Below are 20,119 nucleotides of genomic sequence, written 5' to 3'. Positions count from 1 at the left end.
CATGACCAAGAACGCCAAGAGTCTCGCCGCCCTGCGCATTGAAACGCCACCCACGACGCTGCGTGAGATCGCGCTCGATCGCATGCGTCGCGCGGTCATCAGCGGGTTGTTCGAGCCCGGAGAACGGCTTGTGGAGCGCACATTGTGCGATCAGCTCGGTGTCTCGCGGTCGGTGATCCGCGAGGTCATCCGCCATCTGGAGGCCGAGGGGCTGGTCGAAATGCTGGCCAAGCAGGGGCCTATCGTTGCCAAGCTAAACTGGGACGACGCAAGGCAGATCTACGAGATTCGCGCTGCACTCGAATCGACGGCTGTGGCGGATTGCGCCCGCGTTGCTGACGACAAGATCAAGGCCAAGCTTCGGAAGTCGCTGGACGAACTCGACCGCACCTCGAAACTGCATTCGCCGCCCGGCATTCTCGACGCCACGACCGAATTTTACGGCACGATCTTCGAGGCCAGCGGCCACAATATCGCCTGGGACATCGTCAGCCGGCTCAATGGCCGTATCTCACGGCTGCGCGTGATGACACTCTCCACCGCCAACCGCACGACCTCCGGCCCGGCCCAAATCCGCAAGATCTTCGCGGCGATAGAACAGAACGACCCCGTGGCCGCCGCAGAAGCCTGCAAAGCCCATGTGGCCGCGGCAGCAGGTATCGCAAAGACCTTGCTTGCCACTGTGGAGTGATTTCCACTGTTCGCGGGTGAAGCCAACACAGGCCAATCGGCAATCTCGACTAGCAACCGAGCCTACCCTCATTTCAGGCGCGATGCGGTGGGCACATTTTTAGAGGTCCGAACTCAGCAGTTGATGGGAGCAGAACCTCAGAGCCGGTGATCCGTGCACCAACGCTTCAGCGCGTCGTTTCTGGGGCAGTGCCCTTGGATCACCCATGCGAGAGGGGCTGCGCAGTCTTGAGAAGGGCAACCAGTTCACTTTGCTGGTGGGTGCCTGTCTTTTGGAATACTCTTTCCAGATAGTATCGTGCCGTACTGACTTGAATTCCTTGCTCCGCTGCCGCGGCTTTGAGCGTCAGTCCCACTGCAAGGGAAGTTGCGAGCTTCGCTTCTGCCGGCGATAGGTCGAAAAGACCGGTCAGAATCGTCGCGGCGGGCACCATCGCGCTAGCACCCACCGTCGTTGCCACAAGCATAACGTCACCATTGGCGAAAATGTCATGTGCAGCGCGGCGAAGGGGCAGTAGGTGGATGATTAACGGCGCCCTGTCCTCCCGAGGAGCGAGTGGAATTGAACGGACCAGAGGCTCACGGTCCTCGCGCATGGCCCTAATGGCTTGCTGAAACAACCCGTTAGCCTCGCGTCCGGAAATGGCGAGTCCGCCGAAGGCCGTGGTCAGAAACACTTGCGAAAGACGGTCGAACAGAACATTGGTTGCACGAACCCGCCCCAAGTCCGACAGCACGGCAGCGGGAAATCCCATAGTCTCCATGGCATTGACAGCATTCTCGGCACGTTCGAGACCCAGCCGGACCGCGATCATGCTGGCGCGCGCCAAGTGCGGTCTAAGACGATTGAGAAGCCGCGTTTCCTTGCGGCCATAAGGCCCGCTCTCAATCAGCCTCTGCTGAACAAAGATGACCAACTCACCACTCGGCATGGGAATTGCGGTTCCTAAATGGGCACCGATTCCCATTGATCGATAGCGAATTTGGGCGACATCGTTCGCTTTTTCCTCGTTCGTCAGTAGGCTATCGAAGTCTACAAAGCTCGAGGGCTGAGCGCGGCAGACGTTTTGTACGCTTGCGGAAAATGGCAGCGTATCGCTTGTAAGAAATGCGGCCAACTCCTCGTGCTGGCTATCGAGTGCCCTGCCCCGCGTCGGCCTGCCGTCGCTGAAGAGAAAGAGGGCTGTTCCAACTGAAGTCGAGAGCTGCGCCAGCCGCTCCAATGCCTTGGACCATAGTTCCGGAACAAACGCGGCCTCGTAGATTGCATCGGCAAGATCAACTGTCATGTTAGCTCGCGCATCTCGGCTCCGGCGCTGCAACGAGCGCGCTAATCGCCAAAGAGCCCATGAGTACTCTGCCACATTGCAGAAACACGTAGCCCTTATGGACAAACCAGAAATTCATCATCGCCCCCTGTCATTTGACAGGTGGAGATTGCCCGACTGTATGCATTATTGGCGGCAGGAAACCAGCTCCTTTAGTGGCTCGCACGGCAAAGAAGATCAGGCTCACCCTCCGTGACGCCTCCAAAATTGCGTTGATAGTTGCTGCTACTTCATGCGGTCGGTCGCACCGGGGCCACAGCGGTTAGGCCGGTTTATTTCATGGACCTGTCACGCACGGAAACCGTTAGCTCCTAAGTTGCGGACTCATGACGATAGCGGACTTATCGGCGGGAAAAGAACGAGGGTACGTTTCGGAAATAGCACAACAAACAACATTTCGGAGAACATCATGACCCGGGCAACCGTACGCCTTTTCGAAGCATGGTATAGCGGCGACGAGGATTTGAACGATCTCGCCTTGTTGAGTGGATCGAAAAACAGAGCTGTTTTTGTTGATAGAACGAGTCTCGACGAGGTGATTATTGAGGGGACGAACCTCGACTACGCGCATGGAATCCTAAAAAGCGGGGTGGTCGAGAAATTTACCCGCGCGGACGCGAACGGCGATAAATTTATGTCGATAGAAGACTTTAAAGTCGACGCGCGATTCCTACTCGGTGATACTTTTTTTGAACAATTTGGAGAAATCAGTGGCCGAGCTGTCTCGGGGAACGTTAGAGCCATCGGAACAAATCTTGCAGATACTATGGGGCGACCGGGTGCTAAAAGCGAAATTCTGATCGGTCGCGGCGGTGATGACAGCTTGGCGGGTGGCCTTGGCAGAGATATTTTAACAGGCGGCGCGGGCAACGACAATTTCGCATTCGTCGCGAGCTATGGGAACGATGTCATCACTGATTTCGACGCTACCGGTGGTGTAGGGTTTCAAGATTTGATCAATGGAACATTTGCCGATGTAGATCACATCGTGAAGTCGGGGAAAAATACAATCCTTGATTTTGGTGGCGGCGATACTCTGACGCTCTTGAACGTCAAACCGTCCCAAATTGACGACACTGATTTTGTTTAATTTTATGGGCGTCTTCGATTTTAGGGCACAGGGGTTTTGACGCCCATTCATCCATTGACACAACCCCGTTTGGTTGGCGAGCGGCGAAAGTCACGATGCGACGGCAGGCTCAATAAGCGGGAATGCAGGAGAAAATCATGCCATCGAATGCCACGGGCAGTGCGGTGACGCGCGTCAACACCCATACCACGATGGATCAACATCAGCCCGCCGTGACCCTGCTCGACGATGGCGGCTGGGTGGTGAGCTGGACTTCCGACAGTAGCGAGTCCGGAGGACAGTTGGGCATCTATCAGCAACGCTATGGCGCGAGCGGCAATGCGATCGGTTCTGAAACGCTGATCAACAGCCATACGACTGGCGGCCAATCCGAATCCAGCGTGACGGCACTTGCAGATGGTGGGTGGCTGGCAACTTGGACGTCCGCCGATCAGGATGGCAGCGGCTTTGGCATCTATCAACGACGCTTCCATGCGAACGGCAGCGCAACGGGCCTTGAGACGCTCGTCAATACCTACACGACCAGTTCTCAGGCCGATTCCTCCGTGATCACCCTGACAGATGGCGGCTGGGTGGTCGCCTGGACGTCTTCCGGTCAAGATGGCGACAACGAGGGCATCTATCAGCAGCGTTACCAAGCCGATGGAAGCACCGGCGGCACCGAGACCCGCGTTAATACGCACGCGACCGATTCCCAGTTCCAATCGTCCTCGGCAGCGCTTGCGGATGGCGGCTGGTTGGTCACTTGGTCGTCCGTTGGCCAAGACGGCCACGGCTATGGCATCTATCAGCAACGCTACGACGGCAACGGTGCCGCACTCGGTCCCGAATTGGCGGTCAACACGCAGACAACCGCAGATCAAGCGCAATCCAGCGTGACGGCGCTTGCCGATGGCGGATGGCTGGTGACATGGAACAGCTATGGAGACACAAATTGGTGGGACATTTATCAGCAGCGTTATGACATGGCTGGCAATAAGGTCGGGACGGAAACGCAGGTCAACACCTACACAACCAATTTCCAGATGCAATCTTCGGTGACAGGCCTGGCCGATGGCGGCTGGCTTGTCACCTGGCGATCCTTCGGCCCGGACAGCGTTACCTTCGACATTTATCAGCAGCGCTATGACACCAATGGAAACATTGTTGGGTCGGAAACGCTAGTCAATCCCGGCACGGCGGGCGTGCAGTTCGATCCCACGGTCAAGGCGCTTGCCAACGGCGGCTGGATTGTGAGCTGGGAGGGCCAGGGGGCGGGCGACACCTATGGCATCTACCAGCGCAGCTTTGTCCCTGACGACACACCCGGTGACAAGAACGAGACGCTGACCGGCACAGAGGCGGACGAAACGCTGATCGGCTATGACGGCAACGATCGGCTCGGCGGCGCGGGCGGTACCGACGTCCTAGTCGGCGGGTTTGGCAACGACACCTATATTATCAATTCCGGGTTGGACGATGTGCGGGAATTCGTCGTGCAAGGCGTCGACCGCGTCCTGGCCTCGGTATCCTTCAGCCTGTTGCAGCATGCCGGGTTGGAGAACCTGATTTTGACGGGCAAGGACACCATCAACGCCACCGGCAATGGCAGCGACAACGTCCTGACAGGCAATGCCGGCAAGAATATCCTCAAGGGCCTTGGCGGCGACGACATTCTTATCGGCGGCAAGGGAACCGACAAGGCTTTTGGCGGCGATGGCTCCGACCGATTCGTGTTCAAGACCGGATCCGGTAAGGATGCGATCGCCGATTTCGACGCTGCGGGCGCCGACCACGATCGCCTCGACCTCAAGGCCATGACGTCGATTGCCGATTTTGCCGATCTCAAGGCCGACCATGTCAGCCAGAAAGGCTCCTCCGTGCTCATCAATGCCGGCCATGGCGATACAATCACGCTGGCGGGGCTCAATATCAAGGATTTGGGCAGCAGCGATTTCTTGTTTTGACGTGACGTTTTTCCTGAGAGGGTTTGCGATGGCGAAGAAGAAGGGCACCGGCAACAACGACAAGATCAATGGCACCACTGGCGACGATCTGTTGATGGGTCTTGGTGGCAACGACTATCTTGTCGGTCTTAGTGGCAATGACGTCCTGAAAGGTGGCGATGGTAACGACAAGCTCGACGGAAAGCTCGGCGACGATGAACTTCTCGGCGGCGATGGAAATGACCTGTTTCTGCCAGGTATGGGCGGCATCGATGCAATGAATGGCGGCAAGGGCAGCGATACCGTGAATTATTCGAAATTCTCCACCTCGGCGGGCGTCACTATTCAAGGACCTTCGGCCGATACCAGTACCGGCCAAGAGGACGCTGCGGGTGATACCTATTTGGGGATGGAGAACTTCGTCTTAACTCGAGAGAATGATGTTTTCAACTTTACCGATAACACAACAGCGAAGGATTGCTTCGTGTACGGGGGAGCTGGCGCCGACCTGATCTATGCTCCCGGCTACCTAATGCGCGGCGATGGTGGCGACGATACTCTGTTTGGTGACACCGCCGAGGCGACAGTTGAGACGTTCTGGATTCAATTGAACAAGGGAACGGACGTTATTAACTACTTCACCGACAATCAGGACATCCTCCGAGTGAGAGGTAAAGAATTCGGAATCGGCGCGGTGTTGGGATCCGACGAACTTTTCAACCGTGCTTCTGACAGCATTGCCACTGGCAGTAAGGCACAGTTCATTTTTCGGCAGGATAACGACCGACTGTACTTTGACCCCGACGGTGTGGGTTCAGAAGCCGCAATTTTCATCGCACTCCTCAATTTCACAGACGCTAGTGCGCTTGGTCTCAATGACTTTGAGATCATATAGATTGGCGCCAGCAGATCGTGCTATGCTCGACTGAAAACCGCGCTCTCGGAACATCCCTCAAGGTCTCGGTTGAGTGGATAGCGCAGATACCAGACAACCGCTTGTACGATCAGCCCCACCTCGAAATCCGCCCTTTGAAATCGTCTCTTGATTGGTGCTTCAACTTTTCGGCGATGGCATTCAGAATCATCGGTACGATCCACAACATCGGGAGCGGGAATTTCTTCCGCGTTCGTCAACATGCCGTTAACCACAATAAGTTTGCGAAGCGGGAGATCCTGCGCTGGCTGTCACCATCGCGGATTGGATGTCCATTCGGTTTTCAGGCGGCCACCTCTAACGGTGGCGCGAATAGCACGTAAGCTGTGGCCGTGAGCGAAATTCTCACGGCGGTTATTCGGAATGCCATTTGCATTTGCTTCCGTGGTGTTGCCGCGGGGGCGCCCGGAACCGCTACTGACAAGGTCGCTGAAATGCCGATCGCCATGATCTGGCATGCTGATGTTCACTGGATCAACCTCTGGCGCGGCCCCACAGCCTTACTTCCACTGGGTTCCGTCGCCCGCGGCGCAGCCATACGGTGGCAAGGAATTAGCAAAAGTGGTTTTGAGCTTGGCGCAGCCCCAACTGTTGAGCGGACCGGGCATGGAACTGTTGAGCGTGATGCCGATTTCATCGTAAGGGCTGTCGGTGTTGGTAACATAACGATACCAGCGGAAACCTATAACAACGACGACCGCAACAGCGATCATCACCACCACGCGAATGAGTGTTTTCATGACAGTTCCTCGCGACTGCGTTCCATACGAAATTCGCCCCGTTTGCCATTTCGCGGTAGCCCACGTCCAGTTCTAAATAGTGAGCTCGTAAAGGATTTCCGTGCGCCTGGCGGGGCCTGCGCCGTCAGCATACGTTGCGCCGACCCGCCAACGTTTCGCAGTCCTGACAGACCTTTCAAGCATGATGTTCATGTTCAATTTCTCGCGCTGAGTTGAACGACTGAAGTTTCATCGACGCACCTCATGCAACGAGGCCATAGGGATAGGGCGCGAAGCCGTCGTTGAACGCATACATCGCAAACTCCGCAATGTCCTCGTCAGCGGACGAGCTCTTAAGGTCTTGATGGGAATCGAACCACCGGACTTGACGGAGCGCAGACAGGCTTCAATACTTAAAGCGGTTTTCGCGATGCTACTGCAGAAACTGCGGGTGGGGCCTTTCGAACGGCCTCGAAGGTACAATTGCCTTCCCGGTCGAATTGATCAGACTTCGAATGCTGCCAGCATCATTCGCCTGTCGTGAAATCAGGACTTCCAAGTCGTCCGACAGGCCTATTAGCCCTCGGTCAAACATCCAATGCGCTGTGCCAGACAGTGCGATACCATTGGTGAGAATATCGGGTCCGTTCGCGTCAACCGCCTTGATGTGAGCAGCATCTACTTCCGCACGCCCGCCACCGTTGATGAGCTTCAGTCCGGTGATGGCACATCGTTTGTCATAAGCTTGGAGAACGAGGCGCCGAAACATCCGATCACGGACAATACGCGAAGAAAGTGGCTGATGCGATCGCGCTCCTGATCGAAGACAAATGGCGTTTGAGGACCATCACCGAAACCATAGCCAGGCACAGATGGCTCGCCAATTCGAGGCAGTTCCAGCCCGCGCTCTTCGAGCCCAATCGAGAGTATACGATTGAAGTCTGATGCTGAGACCGGCCGTACTGCTGCTTGCGCTCTGCCAGAAATCCGCCCGGCTTCATTTAGCACACCGCTCTCGATAACTCCCGCTGGACCGTTGAACGGAACAGGGTTGATGAAGTCGAGGTAGCTCCCCGGTTCGATCAAGGCCACGTACATCGCAGGCGCCTTTGGGTCCTGGATGACCTGAGCGACTTTAGCGACGGCGAAGTAGCCTCGCGCCGCCGACGCCTTGCGGGGCTCATAGTAGATGACCCAATCGCCGGCACAAGCTTGCACACGTCCGAGATATTGTTTCGGGAACTGATACTGCTCCGACGGGCTATCGTCGTAAATCGAATCTGCTCGATGGATGAAGATCCCGAACGCCACTCTCCGTCCCCCACGCAATTGCCCACACCAATGTTTTCGCCTGGGCATTACATCTGAAATCGCATGCATTCAGATTTCGTTAACCCCGTGGCCTTAGCAGGCCACCCCCCGGTGCTTTGTTCCGATATAGAGTGCGAACCAGGAATGCCATGAGAAACCAGTCTGCTTCATCTATTCAATTTCAGCGTAAGATTTCAACCTTTTGCGATGTTCGGATTGCGCCGCTCGTCTCAACCCGAGAGTTGAACAATATCAGACCTTACCTCCATAGTTTGATCCTCTATCGCAAGTATCCACCGACACGATCGGGTCGCACGGACTGGCTTTCCATCCAATCGGCGTGCGGGTTTGAATCTGTGATGAGCAGCGCTTTGAAACAGAATCTTCAATCCGGGCTCGAGGCAATCGTCCGCTGGATCGACAAAGAGGAATCTAGCCAAGATGGCAGCCGCTCGCCGGCAAAGGTACAGAAGAAGTCTGCGCGGGCCAAGAGCCAGGAAGATGCGACATTGAGTGACTCGGCACAACCAGCCAGGGCAAAGGTAGGTATACCGCCAAAACAGGTCGCGGAGTTTCCAGAGCCACTCTTCGATGCTTCGGAAGATCCGATCGAATTCGCAGCGGCTCTGATGTACCAGATGCGCAGACATTGCGACTCCGATTGGCATCTTCATCGGGCAATCGCCGACCAACACCCAGGCTTCGAGCGATCCACGCTGGTGAGTTGGAGGAAGGGGACGAAGTCGCCACGCACGGTGGATAGCCTGGAGGTCTTGGCATCTTTCGAACGTCGATATCGCCTCCGCGCAGGCTACTTCAAGGCGAAGCTGCCACATCAGTCTCGCTCGGCGTCTGGGTATGAGCTCGGAAGCGAGGTAACCGCCGCCGAGCGAAGACGGCTGGCCTGGCATCTTCCCGACGACTTCAACACCCTGCCATTCGGTAAGCGCGAAGAAATCCTCGAATGGGTGCGTCGAGTGATCATCACCGGATCTACGGATTACCGCCGCTTCCAAGCCGCCGCATCAAAACAGCGGTATGCGATACGCTTCCCCGCCATCTCGTACGGCGGCACGCTGTCTCCTCGTCTAACGCTTGAGGAAACGGCCTTCGATGGCGACGGGGATCACACGACCATAGAAGATCTAGATCTCTTGGCGGGCGTAATCGATGCGCCCCCGCGGTTGTCGATGGAGATGGCGAACCTGGTGCATTTCAAGACTGCCACACTGACGGCCGTTGGATTGCGGAGAAACGGGGTCTGGGGTGAGGAAACGACATCGCAGAAGATCGAACATCTTGGATTGATGTTCGGTTCACTGGCGGCGTCGCCTAAGAGCGCTGTCAAAGGCTATGGCGTGCCGTTGGCACAACTGACATTCGGTCTACTGGTCTTCCCAGGTGTCTGGGATTGGTATCTGCAGTGGCGCGAGCGCCGCCGCGGGTTCTACACGAAATGGGAGGAGGACATGCTCCAAATCCTCCTCGGCATGGTTCGACCAGAAACCGGTTGGATGTGGCAGCACCGAGAACTTGCCCTCAATACAAAGCCCATTGCTGGCTTGGTTACCGCAGCCGAAATTCGCACTGCCCGGAATGATTGGTACGCGGCATGCGAAGCCTGCTTCAAGCACGCGACACAGCGGCAAAAAGAAATCCAGCGTGTGGCACGGGTCCATCGCGACCCCTTCGAACCAATCATGTGCGTGCTCGAGGCAGAAAGCCCGCTGGGCGAATACAGAAAAATCACAGAGGAAATTGTCAAGCGGATGCCGGACGAAAACCGCTATCCGCGTGCGGCGGCGGAAGCGGTCCGATCCTTCCTTCTCCTCCGGCTCGGACTTCATCTGGGGCTGCGTCAGAAGAACCTTCGACAATTACTGGTCTGCCCGCGTGGGCAGTTTCCAACGTCAGAGCGCCGATTGGAGGACATGAAGCGTGGAGAGCTCCGATGGAGCGAGCGTGATCATGGTTGGGAAGTTCTGATCCCCGCAGTCGCCTTCAAGAACGCAAACTCGTCGTTTTTCGGCTCAAAACCGTTCAGGCTCATCTTGCCCGACCTCCAGGATCTGTACCATTATATCAACACCTATGTTGATCGCCATCGTCGTGTGCTTCTCGCCGGGTCCGAAGACCCAGGCACCCTTTTCATCAAGACGGTGAAAACGACCAGCAAGGACGCAGCCTACAATCAGACCACCTTCTATGAAGCGTGGAAGCTGGTCATCTAGCGATACGGAATCTTCAACCCTTATACCGGTCGTGGCGTCATCAAGGGACTGTTGCCGCATGGACCGCACAATGTTCGAGACGTCCTAGCGACCCATATCTTGAAGCAAACCGGCTCTTATGAGCAGGCAAGTTATGCCATCCAGGACACGCCGGACATGGTGGCGCAACATTATGGGCGATTTTTGCCTCAAGATAAGGCCGCACTGGCAGCGAAGATCCTGAACCGTGTGTGGGAGGCCGCATAAGCGGCCTGCTCACACCCTCTCGATAATCCTCTGCAGATGTGCGGCGCGGGTTCCAACAATTCCGCGCACTGCTTTGAGGACCGGGTGCTTGACGCCCGCATCCGAGAACTCAAGCAACAGCGCGTCGGCTTCGCTTTCAATGTTGCCAGCGAGATTTGCGATATCGCTGACGAGAAGACGTTGTGCCGCCTTTGTGTCGGGGACGAGGGTCAGCCAGTGTTTCAGTTGGGTCGTGTCTGGAACCGCCCGACCACCGATCTTCATTGCGAGCTTCTTGGCCAGTCTGGGATAGGCGGCTGTGCAAACCACATCATAGAGCGGCGCAAGGTCTGGAGACTTACCGTCATAGAGTAAGGCATAGTTCTTCCCGTGGGCATCCGCATTGCCAACAAGGTAGTGAAAAATCAGCATCCTGATGAAGCGTAGGCGGTCTGCGGCCGGGCGACCGCAGGCTCGGTTGATGAGATCAACTGAGCGTTCCGTGCTAGGACCGCCCTCCTCCTCGTATTTGAGTTCTGGTGGCACGCTCAGCGCCTGGCAAAAATCCTCCTGGTGCAACCGGTCAATACGTCCGTGGCTCGCCCGGGCACGGTCATAACGTTCAATGAGCAAGAAGGCTGTCTCGTTGCTCCACCGCATCTCTGCAGTAGGAACCGGTAGTTTCAGGCGATCAGCAAGACGCAAACAAAAAAGCTCATTCTCGACAGTTCCTTCCAGGCCTTGGATCACCGGTTTGAGAATGTGGGTTGTCGGACGGCCACCCTTGGCCAAGCCAATGGTGTCGTCTTGCGCGATGACCGCGAGCTTGTCCTGCGCGCCCGCAAGCGAGAGGCGAACCCCTTCCTCGCCACCCAGGAGGGGACGGCTGCGCAATTTGCCGATCACATCACTCAGTCGTTCGCCGCTAAGCTCCTCGACCCCCTCATCGTCATTCAATGCAGGCGCCTCGCCAGCGCGATGGAGAGACAATGCACCTGCACACTCGCCGCCGATCACTTCGAGTAAACCGAATGCATTGCCGGACGAGAGGCCAAGTGCGCCCGCAAGACGCTGTCGGGCGCCCTCATCGGGAAGCAAGCCCGAGAAGAATGGGCGAACGATCTGGTCGAGGTAGGGCTCTTCCCTCAACGGCATTGAGAAGGAAATCGCCGCGACTCCTCCATCTCGAAGATACTCGACGTCGTATGAGTAGGTAAGCGTCCCGTCGGCGTCCTGGCCGAGTGTGCCGGCCTTTATGTTGCTGAAATAGACGTCCAAGTATCGAGTCACGATTATCTCTCCCGTCTGGTGCTTACAGACAGGACAAGGCCGAGTGTTTGGGCCACCTGCAACGCTCGACCAAGTTGACAGCTCTCCTTGCCGGCCTCGAGCTCACGCACAAATCGAACACCAACTCCAGCAATGCCGGCAAGCTGCTCTTGGGTGAGGCTCTGAGATTTTCTCTCAGCCCGAATAAGCATTCCAAGCGTATTGGTGTCGCTAACAGTGTCCATCATCGTCCCTTTTCGGGACGAAATTACCACTTCATGAGCCAACTATCAAGGAAACGAACCGATCGGGATGATTTCGCAATTTCTTGCACAATGGCTTCATATTCATCCCGATCGGGACGATCGGTCTGGGAGATATTGAGCCGAGAAGACGGAAAATCATTTCCGCTTTATACATTTACGAACGCCTTGATAGGAATCGAACCGCAGCCTACTGTTATTGCGTACGTTCCATGCACTTCTGCGATGACAACTGTATCCGCGCCAATGCGAAATTTTTCGGCGTTTGGTGCCAAGATTCGTGCGTTCCATATTCCCGAATAGAGATCATCCGTCAAAATCGAGCGAAAATGCCGCGGCGACATCAGGGGATGATATTCTTGCGCCAAACAACGTCGATATGTCCGGGATTAAGTGGGGCGTTGGTTCCGGATAGCAACGCAAGGACGCGCGGCGGTGTGAGCGGTAGGCTCTCAACCTTCTTGCCCGTGGCATTCGCGACCGCGCAGGCGACGCTGGCCCCGACATTGAGGATTGGTACCTCCCCCGCGCCTTTTGTGCCGAGCGGACCGATCGAAGGGGCGCCTTCGTAAAGATCAACGACCACGGGCACGACATCCTGCGCCAATGGCAACCTGTAGGTCTCAAAGCCGGATTGGGCGATGCGGCCCCCTGCGTCGATGGTCACCTCTTCATGCAATGCATAGCCGAGCCCCTGGACCACCCCGCCCTGGATCTGGCCGTGGATCGCACGAGGATTGAGCGCCCGGCCGACGTCCTGCACCACGGAATAGGACAGGACCTCGACATGTCCGGTTTCCGGGTCGACAGCGACCTCGCAATCGTGGACGGCAAAGACTGGGATATCGATTGCATCGATGAAATGCGCCATGGCGCAACCGGCCATCGCCTGCACGCCCGGCTTGGTGAAGGCGCCTGAACCCATTACCGGCCCCGAAAGCTGCTGGACGCGCTCGACCACCTTGGCGATAGTCGTGCCCGCCCCTTTCCGGCCCGCGATTTCGACACGGCCATCGGCGAGCACCAATTGGTCGCGCGGCGTCTGCAGAATTTCGCTGGCGACCGGCAGTATCCTGTTGCGGACTTCCTCGCATGCCTTGAGGCTCGCCGCTCCAATGGAGACCGTGGTGCGTCCGCCGCCGACGCCGAGGTCGAGACCCGCCGCATCCGTATCCGCTGCCTTGACCACGACGTCCTCCGGCCGGATGCCGAGTTCCGCCGCTACGATCTGCGGCAGCGACTGAACCATGCTGCCCGAACCGATCTCGACGCCGGATGTCACCAGCGTGGCACTTCCATCGGCATTGAGATTGACGGTTGCGGCGGAGGGACCGACGAAGATGAACCACGTGCCGACGGTCGTCGCCCGGCCATAGAGCCGCCCGTCCGCCAGCGGCGCTTTCGACGGCAGGCTCGCCTTCAGTGCCTCCATCCGCTCGAGCATCGGACGCAGGACCTCGCCTTCGAACACCTGGCCAGTCGCGCCGATATCCCCGTCACCGAGGACATTGCGTCGCCTGAATTCCAGCGGATCCATGCCGATGGCCGTACAGATTTCATCTGTATGACGCTCGAGCGCGAAGGTATTGTAGACGCCGTTGCATGCGCGGAAGGCACCGTTGGGCGTGGTGTTCGTATAGACCGCGCGGCTGTTGAGACGCACCGAGCCGAGCTTGTAATTGCCGCCCAGCGTGTGGGCGGTCATCGTCGTCAGGAATATCTGCTCGCCACCATAGGCGCCGCAATCCATCAGCACCGTCGCTTCACGGCCGACGATCTCACCTTCCCCGGTCACGGCGGACCGGATGCGGATTTCGGCATTCTCGCGGCAGAGACAGGTGATCGTCTCTTCGTAGCGGGAATTGATCATGGCCACGCGCCGGCCCGTTCGCTTCGCCAGCAGCGCCGCGATCGGCTCGATCGTGCAGTCGAACTTGAGGCCGAAACCGCCTCCGACAGGAGGAACGGTTACCCGCACCTGCGACGAGGAGACGCCAAGGACTTCGGCCGTCACCTTGCGGACGGTCCAGGGCACCTGTGTAGAGCAGATGATGTGAAAGCGGCCATCCTCGAAGGTGGCGACGGCCGCGCGCGGCTCGAAAGGCACATGGCTTTGGCGGCCGACAGTGAAGCAACTGTCGACAATGGCAACATCGGGCCGCGCGAAGGCGGCATCGGTATCGCCACGGATGACCTTGGCCTCCCAGGCGACATTGCCCTCGCGCGCGACACCATCAAGCTGTACCACGTAGCTCTTCCAATCGGGATGGACGAGCGGAGCACCCGATACCAGTGCCTCCGCCATGCTCAAGACCGGAGTCAGGGACTCGGTTTCGAGCCGAATGGCTGCCGCAGCCGCTTGCGCCTGCTCGATCGTGTCGGCGGCAACGGCGGCGATCGGCTCGCCGTAGTAGCGGATAACATCGCAGGCAAACAGCGGATGATCGATAACGCCTATTCCGTGCCGGCCGGGTGCATCCGCGGCCGTGATCACCGCACGCACGCCGGGCATCGCCTTGGCCATGGAAGTGTCGATGCCGAGGATGCGTGCGGATGCGACCTGCGATCTCAGGATCGCGGCTTGCAGCGTGCCGGGTCCGGCCTGGTCGATGGTGTAGCGCGTCCGGCCGCTCAATTTGTCGCGCGCGTCGCGCCGGGCGAGATTCCTGACTGCACCTTCGGGAGGAATTGCCATGTTCATTCCGGGCGCTCCGTGTTCATCATCGCCACAAGTGCTGCATCGATGATCCGCTCGTAGCCCGTGCAGCGGCAGATATTGCCCGAAAGCGCTGCCTTGAGCGCCGCGCGGTCCGCATTTGGATTTTGATCGAGGAAAGCAGTCAGCGTCATCACTATGCCGGGAAAGCACATTCCGCATTGAACGGCGTCGAGATCTTCGAGCGCCTGCTGAATGGGGTTGAGAACATCTCCGGCGGCAATGCTCTCGATTGTCGTCACGTTCAGCCCGGCAACAAGACCAACCGGACAAAGACAGGAGACAGTGGGCTTGCCGTCCAGATGCACCATGCACGCGCCGCAGAAGCCCTCGCCGCACACCGCCTTGGTGCCAGTTAATAGCGCTTCGTTGCGCAAGACATCGACAAGCGGCGTCAGGGGGTCGCCATGATAGGTATACGCATCGCCATTGATACTGAGGCTGACGGCCATCAGTTTCCCCCCTGCTGGCAGAGATCTTCAAAAGCGCGGCGCACCAATACGGGCAACACCTGGACGCGATACCAGCCCGGAGCCTCGATGCCATCGCGCCCCGAAAAGCCCTTGGATATTTCCCCGGCCATCGCGCCCATGTGCGAAGGCGCCAGCGCCCTGCCCTCTATTGCGTTTTCAAGCGCGTACCACCGGCGGGCCGCTGGCTCGACCGATCCAACGGCAATATGCACCTCATGGAAGGTGCCGTCTGGATGACGATCCGCCTTAACCGAGACGATTGCGACTGGATAGTCGCCTGCCTTGCGAAGCGGTAGCCGCGCATGAGCTGAGCGGAATTTTCCGCGCGGCACGCTCACCCCTGTGACCAGTCCCGGGCCTAGCGTCATCCGCATCTGAAGAAATTCCTCGAGGCCTATCACGACCACGCCCTGCGCGGAGCGATATTCAACCATGGCATCGAGACAGAGCAGCGCGGGCACGAGATCGGCTGCGGCAAAATCATGGGTACAAAGATTGCCGCCCACGGTGGCCATCGATCGCACCGCCGGATTGGCGGACTGGCGCGCGGCATCGGCAAGTCCCTGAAATTCGCCCGACGCCGCCAATGCGACAGCGAGTCCCGCATGCGTGACACAGGCGCCGATGGAAAGCCGATCCACTCCGATTTGGATCTCTCCGAGCTCGGCAATGCCTGATATTGATACAATTGTTTCCGGCAAATCCTCCCCACGGAGTCTTGCCCGCATCGTCCACGTCGCGCCGGCCAGCAGGCTGGCACCGGCGTGGTCGGTGAGAGCCGACACCGCCTGTTCCACGCTTGTTGCGGCAATGAATTCTCTGATCGTCATCGGGGATGATCCCATCGGCACTTGCACCTTCTCTCGTCGGCTCGAAAGGCCACGACACGCTTGGGGAAAACGCGTCGTCACCAGGCGCCTTACTTCCAGTGCGAGACTGTTCGCTTTTCGTGCATCTCGCGGAACTGCCGCGTGGTCTCGGGCAGCACATCGCCATTGTCCCAATCGAGAATGACGGCATAGTGCCTGACGGCGTCGAGCGCATCGATATCGCCAGACTTGTACATGTCCGCGACGATCGCCGGGTCCATGGCCGCCCATTTGCGGCGCTCGGCACGGATGGATGCCCGCTCTCGGTCGGTCGCCTCGAGATCGACCGCGTATTCGGCAAGATCTTCGTCTACGACAGTGAGAACCACGCCATAGTCCCTGCGGGCGCGGATGACGGACACGTAGTCCTGCTCGACATCCTCCCGAACCTTGTCAGGATCGCGCTCGAGGGGATCGCCGAAGCCGCCGCCGCCGGCGGTCGGCCGGGAGAAGATGTCGCCGGTCCGCAGCGGCACATCCGAGAAGACCGAGCCGAGCCAGGTGTCCCGATCCTCGCCCGCACGGCGGAGTGTCAATCCGTGCGGCATCGACGGCAGGCCGCCATTGGTGCCCCAGACCACCGCCCGCTCGCGGTCGCAGATGTACGAAATGACTGATTTTTCTGCCTCGAGAAGCACGGAGGTTTTCTCGACGCCGGCGCCGCCGCGAAATTTTCCAGGCCCCGCTGAATCCTGCTTGATCTCGAATTTCGTCGTCAGGACCGGGTTGACGCGCTCCTGCCCCTCGACAGGTTGTGCCATCAGGCCGGTGCCGAAGCAGGCCGTCGTGGCATTGCAGCCATCCAGCCCGTTGCGACCACCCCAGCCGCCGGGAAGCCAGTCGTAGAACATGAAGATCGGCTTGTCGGCGCGGCGCAGGTCATGGCCGCCGGTGAGTAGATATTCGAGGTTGAACGAGCAGGAAATCGCCCGTTCGGGGATGATTTTCGACCACATTTCGAAGATCGAATTCATGATTTTCTCGAACGGCATCAGGAAGCCGGTGACGGCGACCGGCCATTGGGCGCTCACCACGCTGTTTTCCGGGCTGACGATCTCGAAGATCCGGTAGAAGCCGCTGTTGAGCGGGAGATCCGGGAAGAAGGTCTTCATGCCGGCCGCGACGGCGGAGAAGGTGGCGCCGGGCGCGGAGTTGTAGATCGATCCGATCGTTCCATGGCTGCCGGTGAAGTCGTAATAGACCTTGTCGCCCTTGATCGTCATCTTGATGCGGATAGGGATCATGCCCTCGCCCGCGGCCGGATCGCGGTCGATATAGTCGACGGTTTCCCAGGTGCCGTCAGGCAGGGCGGCGATACGCTGGCGCATGGCGCGTTCGACATAGTCCTGAACGGCAGCCATGCCTGATGTAACCGTCTTGCGGCCATATTTCTTGACCAGCCGCAGCACATCGCGCTCGGCGACGTGGGTTGCCTGCGCCTGGGCGTGGATATCGCCGATGATCGACCGCGGGTCGCGAGTGTTGGCTGCAATGAGGTTTGCGACATCGCTGCAGAAACGCCCGCCGTTGAACAACCGAACCGGCGTGATACGCAGCGCTTCGCGGAACATATCCTTGGCCGTGACATCGAAGGAACCCGGCACACTGCCGCCGAGATCCGACCAATGGCCGTTGGACTGGCTGAATCCGATCAGTTCGTCCTCGTCGAAGATCGGCCGGATCAAGCGGACATCACTGAAATGCGTGCCGCCGGCATAGGGATCGTTGATGGCATAGACATCGCCGGGCAGCATGTCGCCTTCAAAGGCGCGGATGACCTCCTTGCAGGTGAAATGCAGCGTCCCGACATGCACCGCGATATCCTGCGTGCCCTGCGCCACCGAATTGCCCTCGGCATCATGCAGTCCGTTCGAGAAGTCGCGATTGTAGATCACGAAGGAATAGCAGGTCCTCAGCATCTGCTCGGCCATCTGGTCGACCGAGGTGATGAACGAATTCTTGAGCACTTCGAACGTGACGGGATCGAGCCCGTCCAACTTTTCGCCGTTCATCTGGCAACTCCCTGGAGGTGAATGAGAATATTGAGATATTTATCGACCACGGCCGTGGTGTTCGGCGGGACGACGACGGTGGAATCGAACTGCTCGACGATCGCGGGTCCGGTGATCTTGAAACCGGCCGGCAATTCACTGCGCTCGAAAACCGGTGTGTCATGCGGCTCGCCTTCGAACCAGACTGGGCGCCGCGACTTGGGGCCGGGTCTTTCCATGCTGGGCTTGTGCTCGGACAATTGCGCCTTGGGCACCGTGCCGATGGCCTTGAGCGCGACACGGAACAGACCGACCGGGGCGTCGTCGCGACGGAAATTGTATTCCCGCTCGTGCTCGCGATGGAAGCTTTCGATCAGGAGACCGATATCGACCACCTTGCCCGGCGCCGATATGGCAAGCGAGCGCCACTGGCCCTGATACATCATTTCGACACTGCGCTGGAGGACGATGTCCTTTGGAGCCACGCCTTCATGGATCAGCCGATCGAGCGCTTCCTTCTCGAGCCGCTGGAATGCCGCCTCCATCTCTTCGGGCTTCGTGCTGGCGGCATCCGCCATGAAGCTGTCGGAGAAATCATGCTGGATATCGACGAGCAGGCAGCCGAGAGCCGACGTGACGCCGGGATTGGGCGGCACGATGACGACGGGGATGGCCAGTTCCTGTGCGACCGCCGCGCCATGGAGCGCGCCCGCGCCGCCGAAGGCAACCAGCGCGAAATCACGCGGATCATAGCCCCGGCTGATCGAAATCAGCCGGACGGCATTCGCCATATTGGCATTGGCGACCTTGATGATCGACTCCGCCGCAACATGGATATCGATGCCGAAATGCTCCGCGACACCGGTGCGAACGGCCGCCTCCGAGAGTTCGGGACGGAGCGTCAGCTTGCCGCCTGCCAGGCTCGTACCCAGCCGGCCCAGCACGACATTGGCGTCGGTATTGGTCGGCACCACATTGCCGTTGCCATAGCAGGCCGGTCCGGGCTGGGAACCGGCGGATTGCGGGCCGTTGCGGAGCGATCCCGCCTCGTCGAGCCAGGCGAGCGATCCACCGCCGGCGCCGATCGTCAGGACTTCAATGCTGGGAAAGCGGATCGGATAGCCAAATTCGATGTACCAGTCCTTGCTGATGCGGGATTCGCCCTCATAGGCCATCGACACATCGGTCGATGTGCCCCCCATGTCGAGGCCGATGGAATTGGGATAGCCGCAGAGCATCGCGATATAGCGGCTGGCAATCGCGCCTGCGGCGATGCCGGAGCCGGCCAGACGCGCGGCGAAATCCTGCACGCTCTTCGGCGTCATCACGCCGCCGCCGGTGTGAAGCAACAACAGGTCGCGCTTGTAGCCCTTGCTGCGCAGATTGTCGCCGAGGCGCGTCGTGTAGTCGACGACAACCGGGCTCAGCACCGCATTGACCACCGTCGTCGAGAATCGCTCATGCTCGAAGATCTCCGGCATGACTTCCGATGAAATCGAAACCGGAAGGCCCGGCACTTCCTCGCGCAGGATGGCGCGCATGCGCCGCTCGTTCTCACCGTTGACGAAGGCGTTCATGAAGCAGACCGATACCGCCTTTACGCCGCGTTTCTTGAGGATGCGGGCAACGCGCCGGGCGCCGTCTTCATCGAGCGGTGTCAGCACCTTGCCGGACGCATCGACACGCTCGGCGACCGTCAGCCGGTCCTTGCGCGGCACATAAGGCTTGGCGACATCCTTGTAGGCGTCCCAGAGATCCTGCTTGTTGGCGCGGCGGATCTCGATCACGTCGCGGAAACCTTCGGTGCAGATCATGGCGGTGCGGGGCAAGCGGCGGGTGATCAGTGCATTGGTCGCGACGGTCGTGCCGTGGGAGAACATCGAGACTTGCGAAAGATCGACCTTTGCATGCTCGATCCCGGATATAATCCCGTCGATCGGATCCGGCGTCGAGGACGTCTTCTCGATCCTGATCTCGCCGGTTGTTTCGTCGAGGATGCAGATGTCGGTGAACGTGCCGCCGACATCCACCGCAACGCGGATGGTCTCCATTGTATGTCCTTTCTATAGGCAAGCGGAGACCGTT

Annotated in this window: 13 protein-coding genes and 3 pseudogenes; 5 read left to right on the top strand and 11 right to left on the bottom strand. The window is 58.7% G+C overall.

Translation table 11 applies throughout. The features are described 5' to 3' along the window. The first annotated feature begins 1 nt into the window (after position 1). Entirely contained in the window at positions 2-691 is a 690-nt protein-coding gene (locus IHQ71_RS29530) for a GntR family transcriptional regulator (protein ID WP_258163045.1), read from the top strand. Between the two features lie 199 nt (positions 692-890). On the opposite strand, the gene IHQ71_RS29525 is transcribed toward IHQ71_RS29530, so the two are convergent. After that, positions 891-1,979, bottom strand: coding sequence for a helix-turn-helix transcriptional regulator (locus IHQ71_RS29525; RefSeq protein ID WP_258163043.1), 1,089 nt, complete (start codon positions 1,977-1,979; stop codon positions 891-893). 448 nt (positions 1,980-2,427) lie between these two features. On the opposite strand from IHQ71_RS29525, the gene IHQ71_RS29520 reads away from it, so the two are divergent. From IHQ71_RS29520 to IHQ71_RS29510, 3 genes are all read left to right on the top strand, one after another. Next, entirely contained in the window at positions 2,428-3,108 is a 681-nt protein-coding gene (locus IHQ71_RS29520; RefSeq protein WP_258163041.1) for a hypothetical protein, read from the top strand. A gap of 137 nt (positions 3,109-3,245) precedes the next feature. Then, entirely contained in the window at positions 3,246-5,054 is a 1,809-nt protein-coding gene (locus IHQ71_RS29515; protein ID WP_258163040.1) for a calcium-binding protein, read from the top strand. Further along, entirely contained in the window at positions 4,945-5,928 is a 984-nt protein-coding gene (locus tag IHQ71_RS29510) for a calcium-binding protein (protein WP_374990074.1), read from the top strand. The genes IHQ71_RS29515 and IHQ71_RS29510 overlap by 110 nt, the downstream gene beginning before the upstream one ends. Here the strand turns inward: IHQ71_RS29510 and IHQ71_RS32130 are convergent. From IHQ71_RS32130 to IHQ71_RS29495, 3 genes and pseudogenes are all read right to left on the bottom strand, one after another. Next, positions 5,904-6,118, bottom strand: a pseudogene (locus IHQ71_RS32130) (IS6 family transposase); the annotation flags it as partial. The gene IHQ71_RS29510 and the pseudogene IHQ71_RS32130 overlap by 25 nt on opposite strands. A 349-nt stretch (positions 6,119-6,467) precedes the next feature. After that, positions 6,468-6,707, bottom strand: a complete 240-nt coding sequence (locus tag IHQ71_RS29500) for a hypothetical protein (protein ID WP_258163037.1) — start codon at positions 6,705-6,707, stop codon at positions 6,468-6,470. Positions 6,708-7,119: 412 nt separating this feature from the next. Continuing rightward, positions 7,120-7,997: pseudogene (locus IHQ71_RS29495) on the bottom strand (HNH endonuclease). Positions 7,998-8,146: 149 nt separating this feature from the next. Here IHQ71_RS29495 and IHQ71_RS29490 point away from each other — a divergent pair. Then, positions 8,147-10,474: pseudogene (locus tag IHQ71_RS29490) on the top strand (hypothetical protein). A gap of 9 nt (positions 10,475-10,483) precedes the next feature. Here the strand turns inward: IHQ71_RS29490 and IHQ71_RS29485 are convergent. The 7 genes from IHQ71_RS29485 to IHQ71_RS29455 all read right to left on the bottom strand — a co-directional run bounded on the left by IHQ71_RS29485 (position 10,484) and on the right by IHQ71_RS29455 (position 20,085). Continuing rightward, positions 10,484-11,743 carry a type II toxin-antitoxin system HipA family toxin gene (locus IHQ71_RS29485; RefSeq protein ID WP_258163036.1) on the bottom strand — a complete coding sequence of 420 codons (1,260 nt, stop codon included), beginning with the start codon at positions 11,741-11,743 and terminating at the stop codon, positions 10,484-10,486. A 2-nt stretch (positions 11,744-11,745) separates the two neighbouring features. Beyond that, entirely contained in the window at positions 11,746-11,967 is a 222-nt protein-coding gene (locus IHQ71_RS29480) for a type II toxin-antitoxin system Y4mF family antitoxin (RefSeq protein WP_258163235.1), read from the bottom strand. Positions 11,968-12,328: 361 nt separating this feature from the next. Beyond that, positions 12,329-14,686: a xanthine dehydrogenase family protein molybdopterin-binding subunit gene (locus tag IHQ71_RS29475; RefSeq protein WP_258163035.1), complete on the bottom strand. Its 2,358-nt coding sequence runs from the start codon at positions 14,684-14,686 to the stop codon at positions 12,329-12,331. Then, a complete protein-coding gene (locus IHQ71_RS29470) occupies positions 14,683-15,153 on the bottom strand; it encodes a (2Fe-2S)-binding protein (protein ID WP_258163034.1) in 471 nt (156 codons plus the stop codon). The genes IHQ71_RS29475 and IHQ71_RS29470 overlap by 4 nt, the downstream gene beginning before the upstream one ends. Continuing rightward, entirely contained in the window at positions 15,153-16,004 is an 852-nt protein-coding gene (locus IHQ71_RS29465) for a xanthine dehydrogenase family protein subunit M (RefSeq protein ID WP_258163032.1), read from the bottom strand. The genes IHQ71_RS29470 and IHQ71_RS29465 overlap by 1 nt, the downstream gene beginning before the upstream one ends. 89 nt (positions 16,005-16,093) lie before the next feature. After that, positions 16,094-18,055 carry a hydantoinase B/oxoprolinase family protein gene (locus tag IHQ71_RS29460; RefSeq protein ID WP_258163031.1) on the bottom strand — a complete coding sequence of 654 codons (1,962 nt, stop codon included), beginning with the start codon at positions 18,053-18,055 and terminating at the stop codon, positions 16,094-16,096. Then, positions 18,052-20,085: a hydantoinase/oxoprolinase family protein gene (locus IHQ71_RS29455; RefSeq protein WP_258163028.1), complete on the bottom strand. Its 2,034-nt coding sequence runs from the start codon at positions 20,083-20,085 to the stop codon at positions 18,052-18,054. The genes IHQ71_RS29460 and IHQ71_RS29455 overlap by 4 nt, the downstream gene beginning before the upstream one ends. Between the last annotated feature and the right edge of the window lie 34 nt (positions 20,086-20,119).

The organism is Rhizobium sp. TH2 (assembly GCF_024707525.1).
Lineage (GTDB): Bacteria > Pseudomonadota > Alphaproteobacteria > Rhizobiales > Rhizobiaceae > Rhizobium_E.
This window is presented reverse-complemented; position numbering and strand designations above follow the sequence as displayed.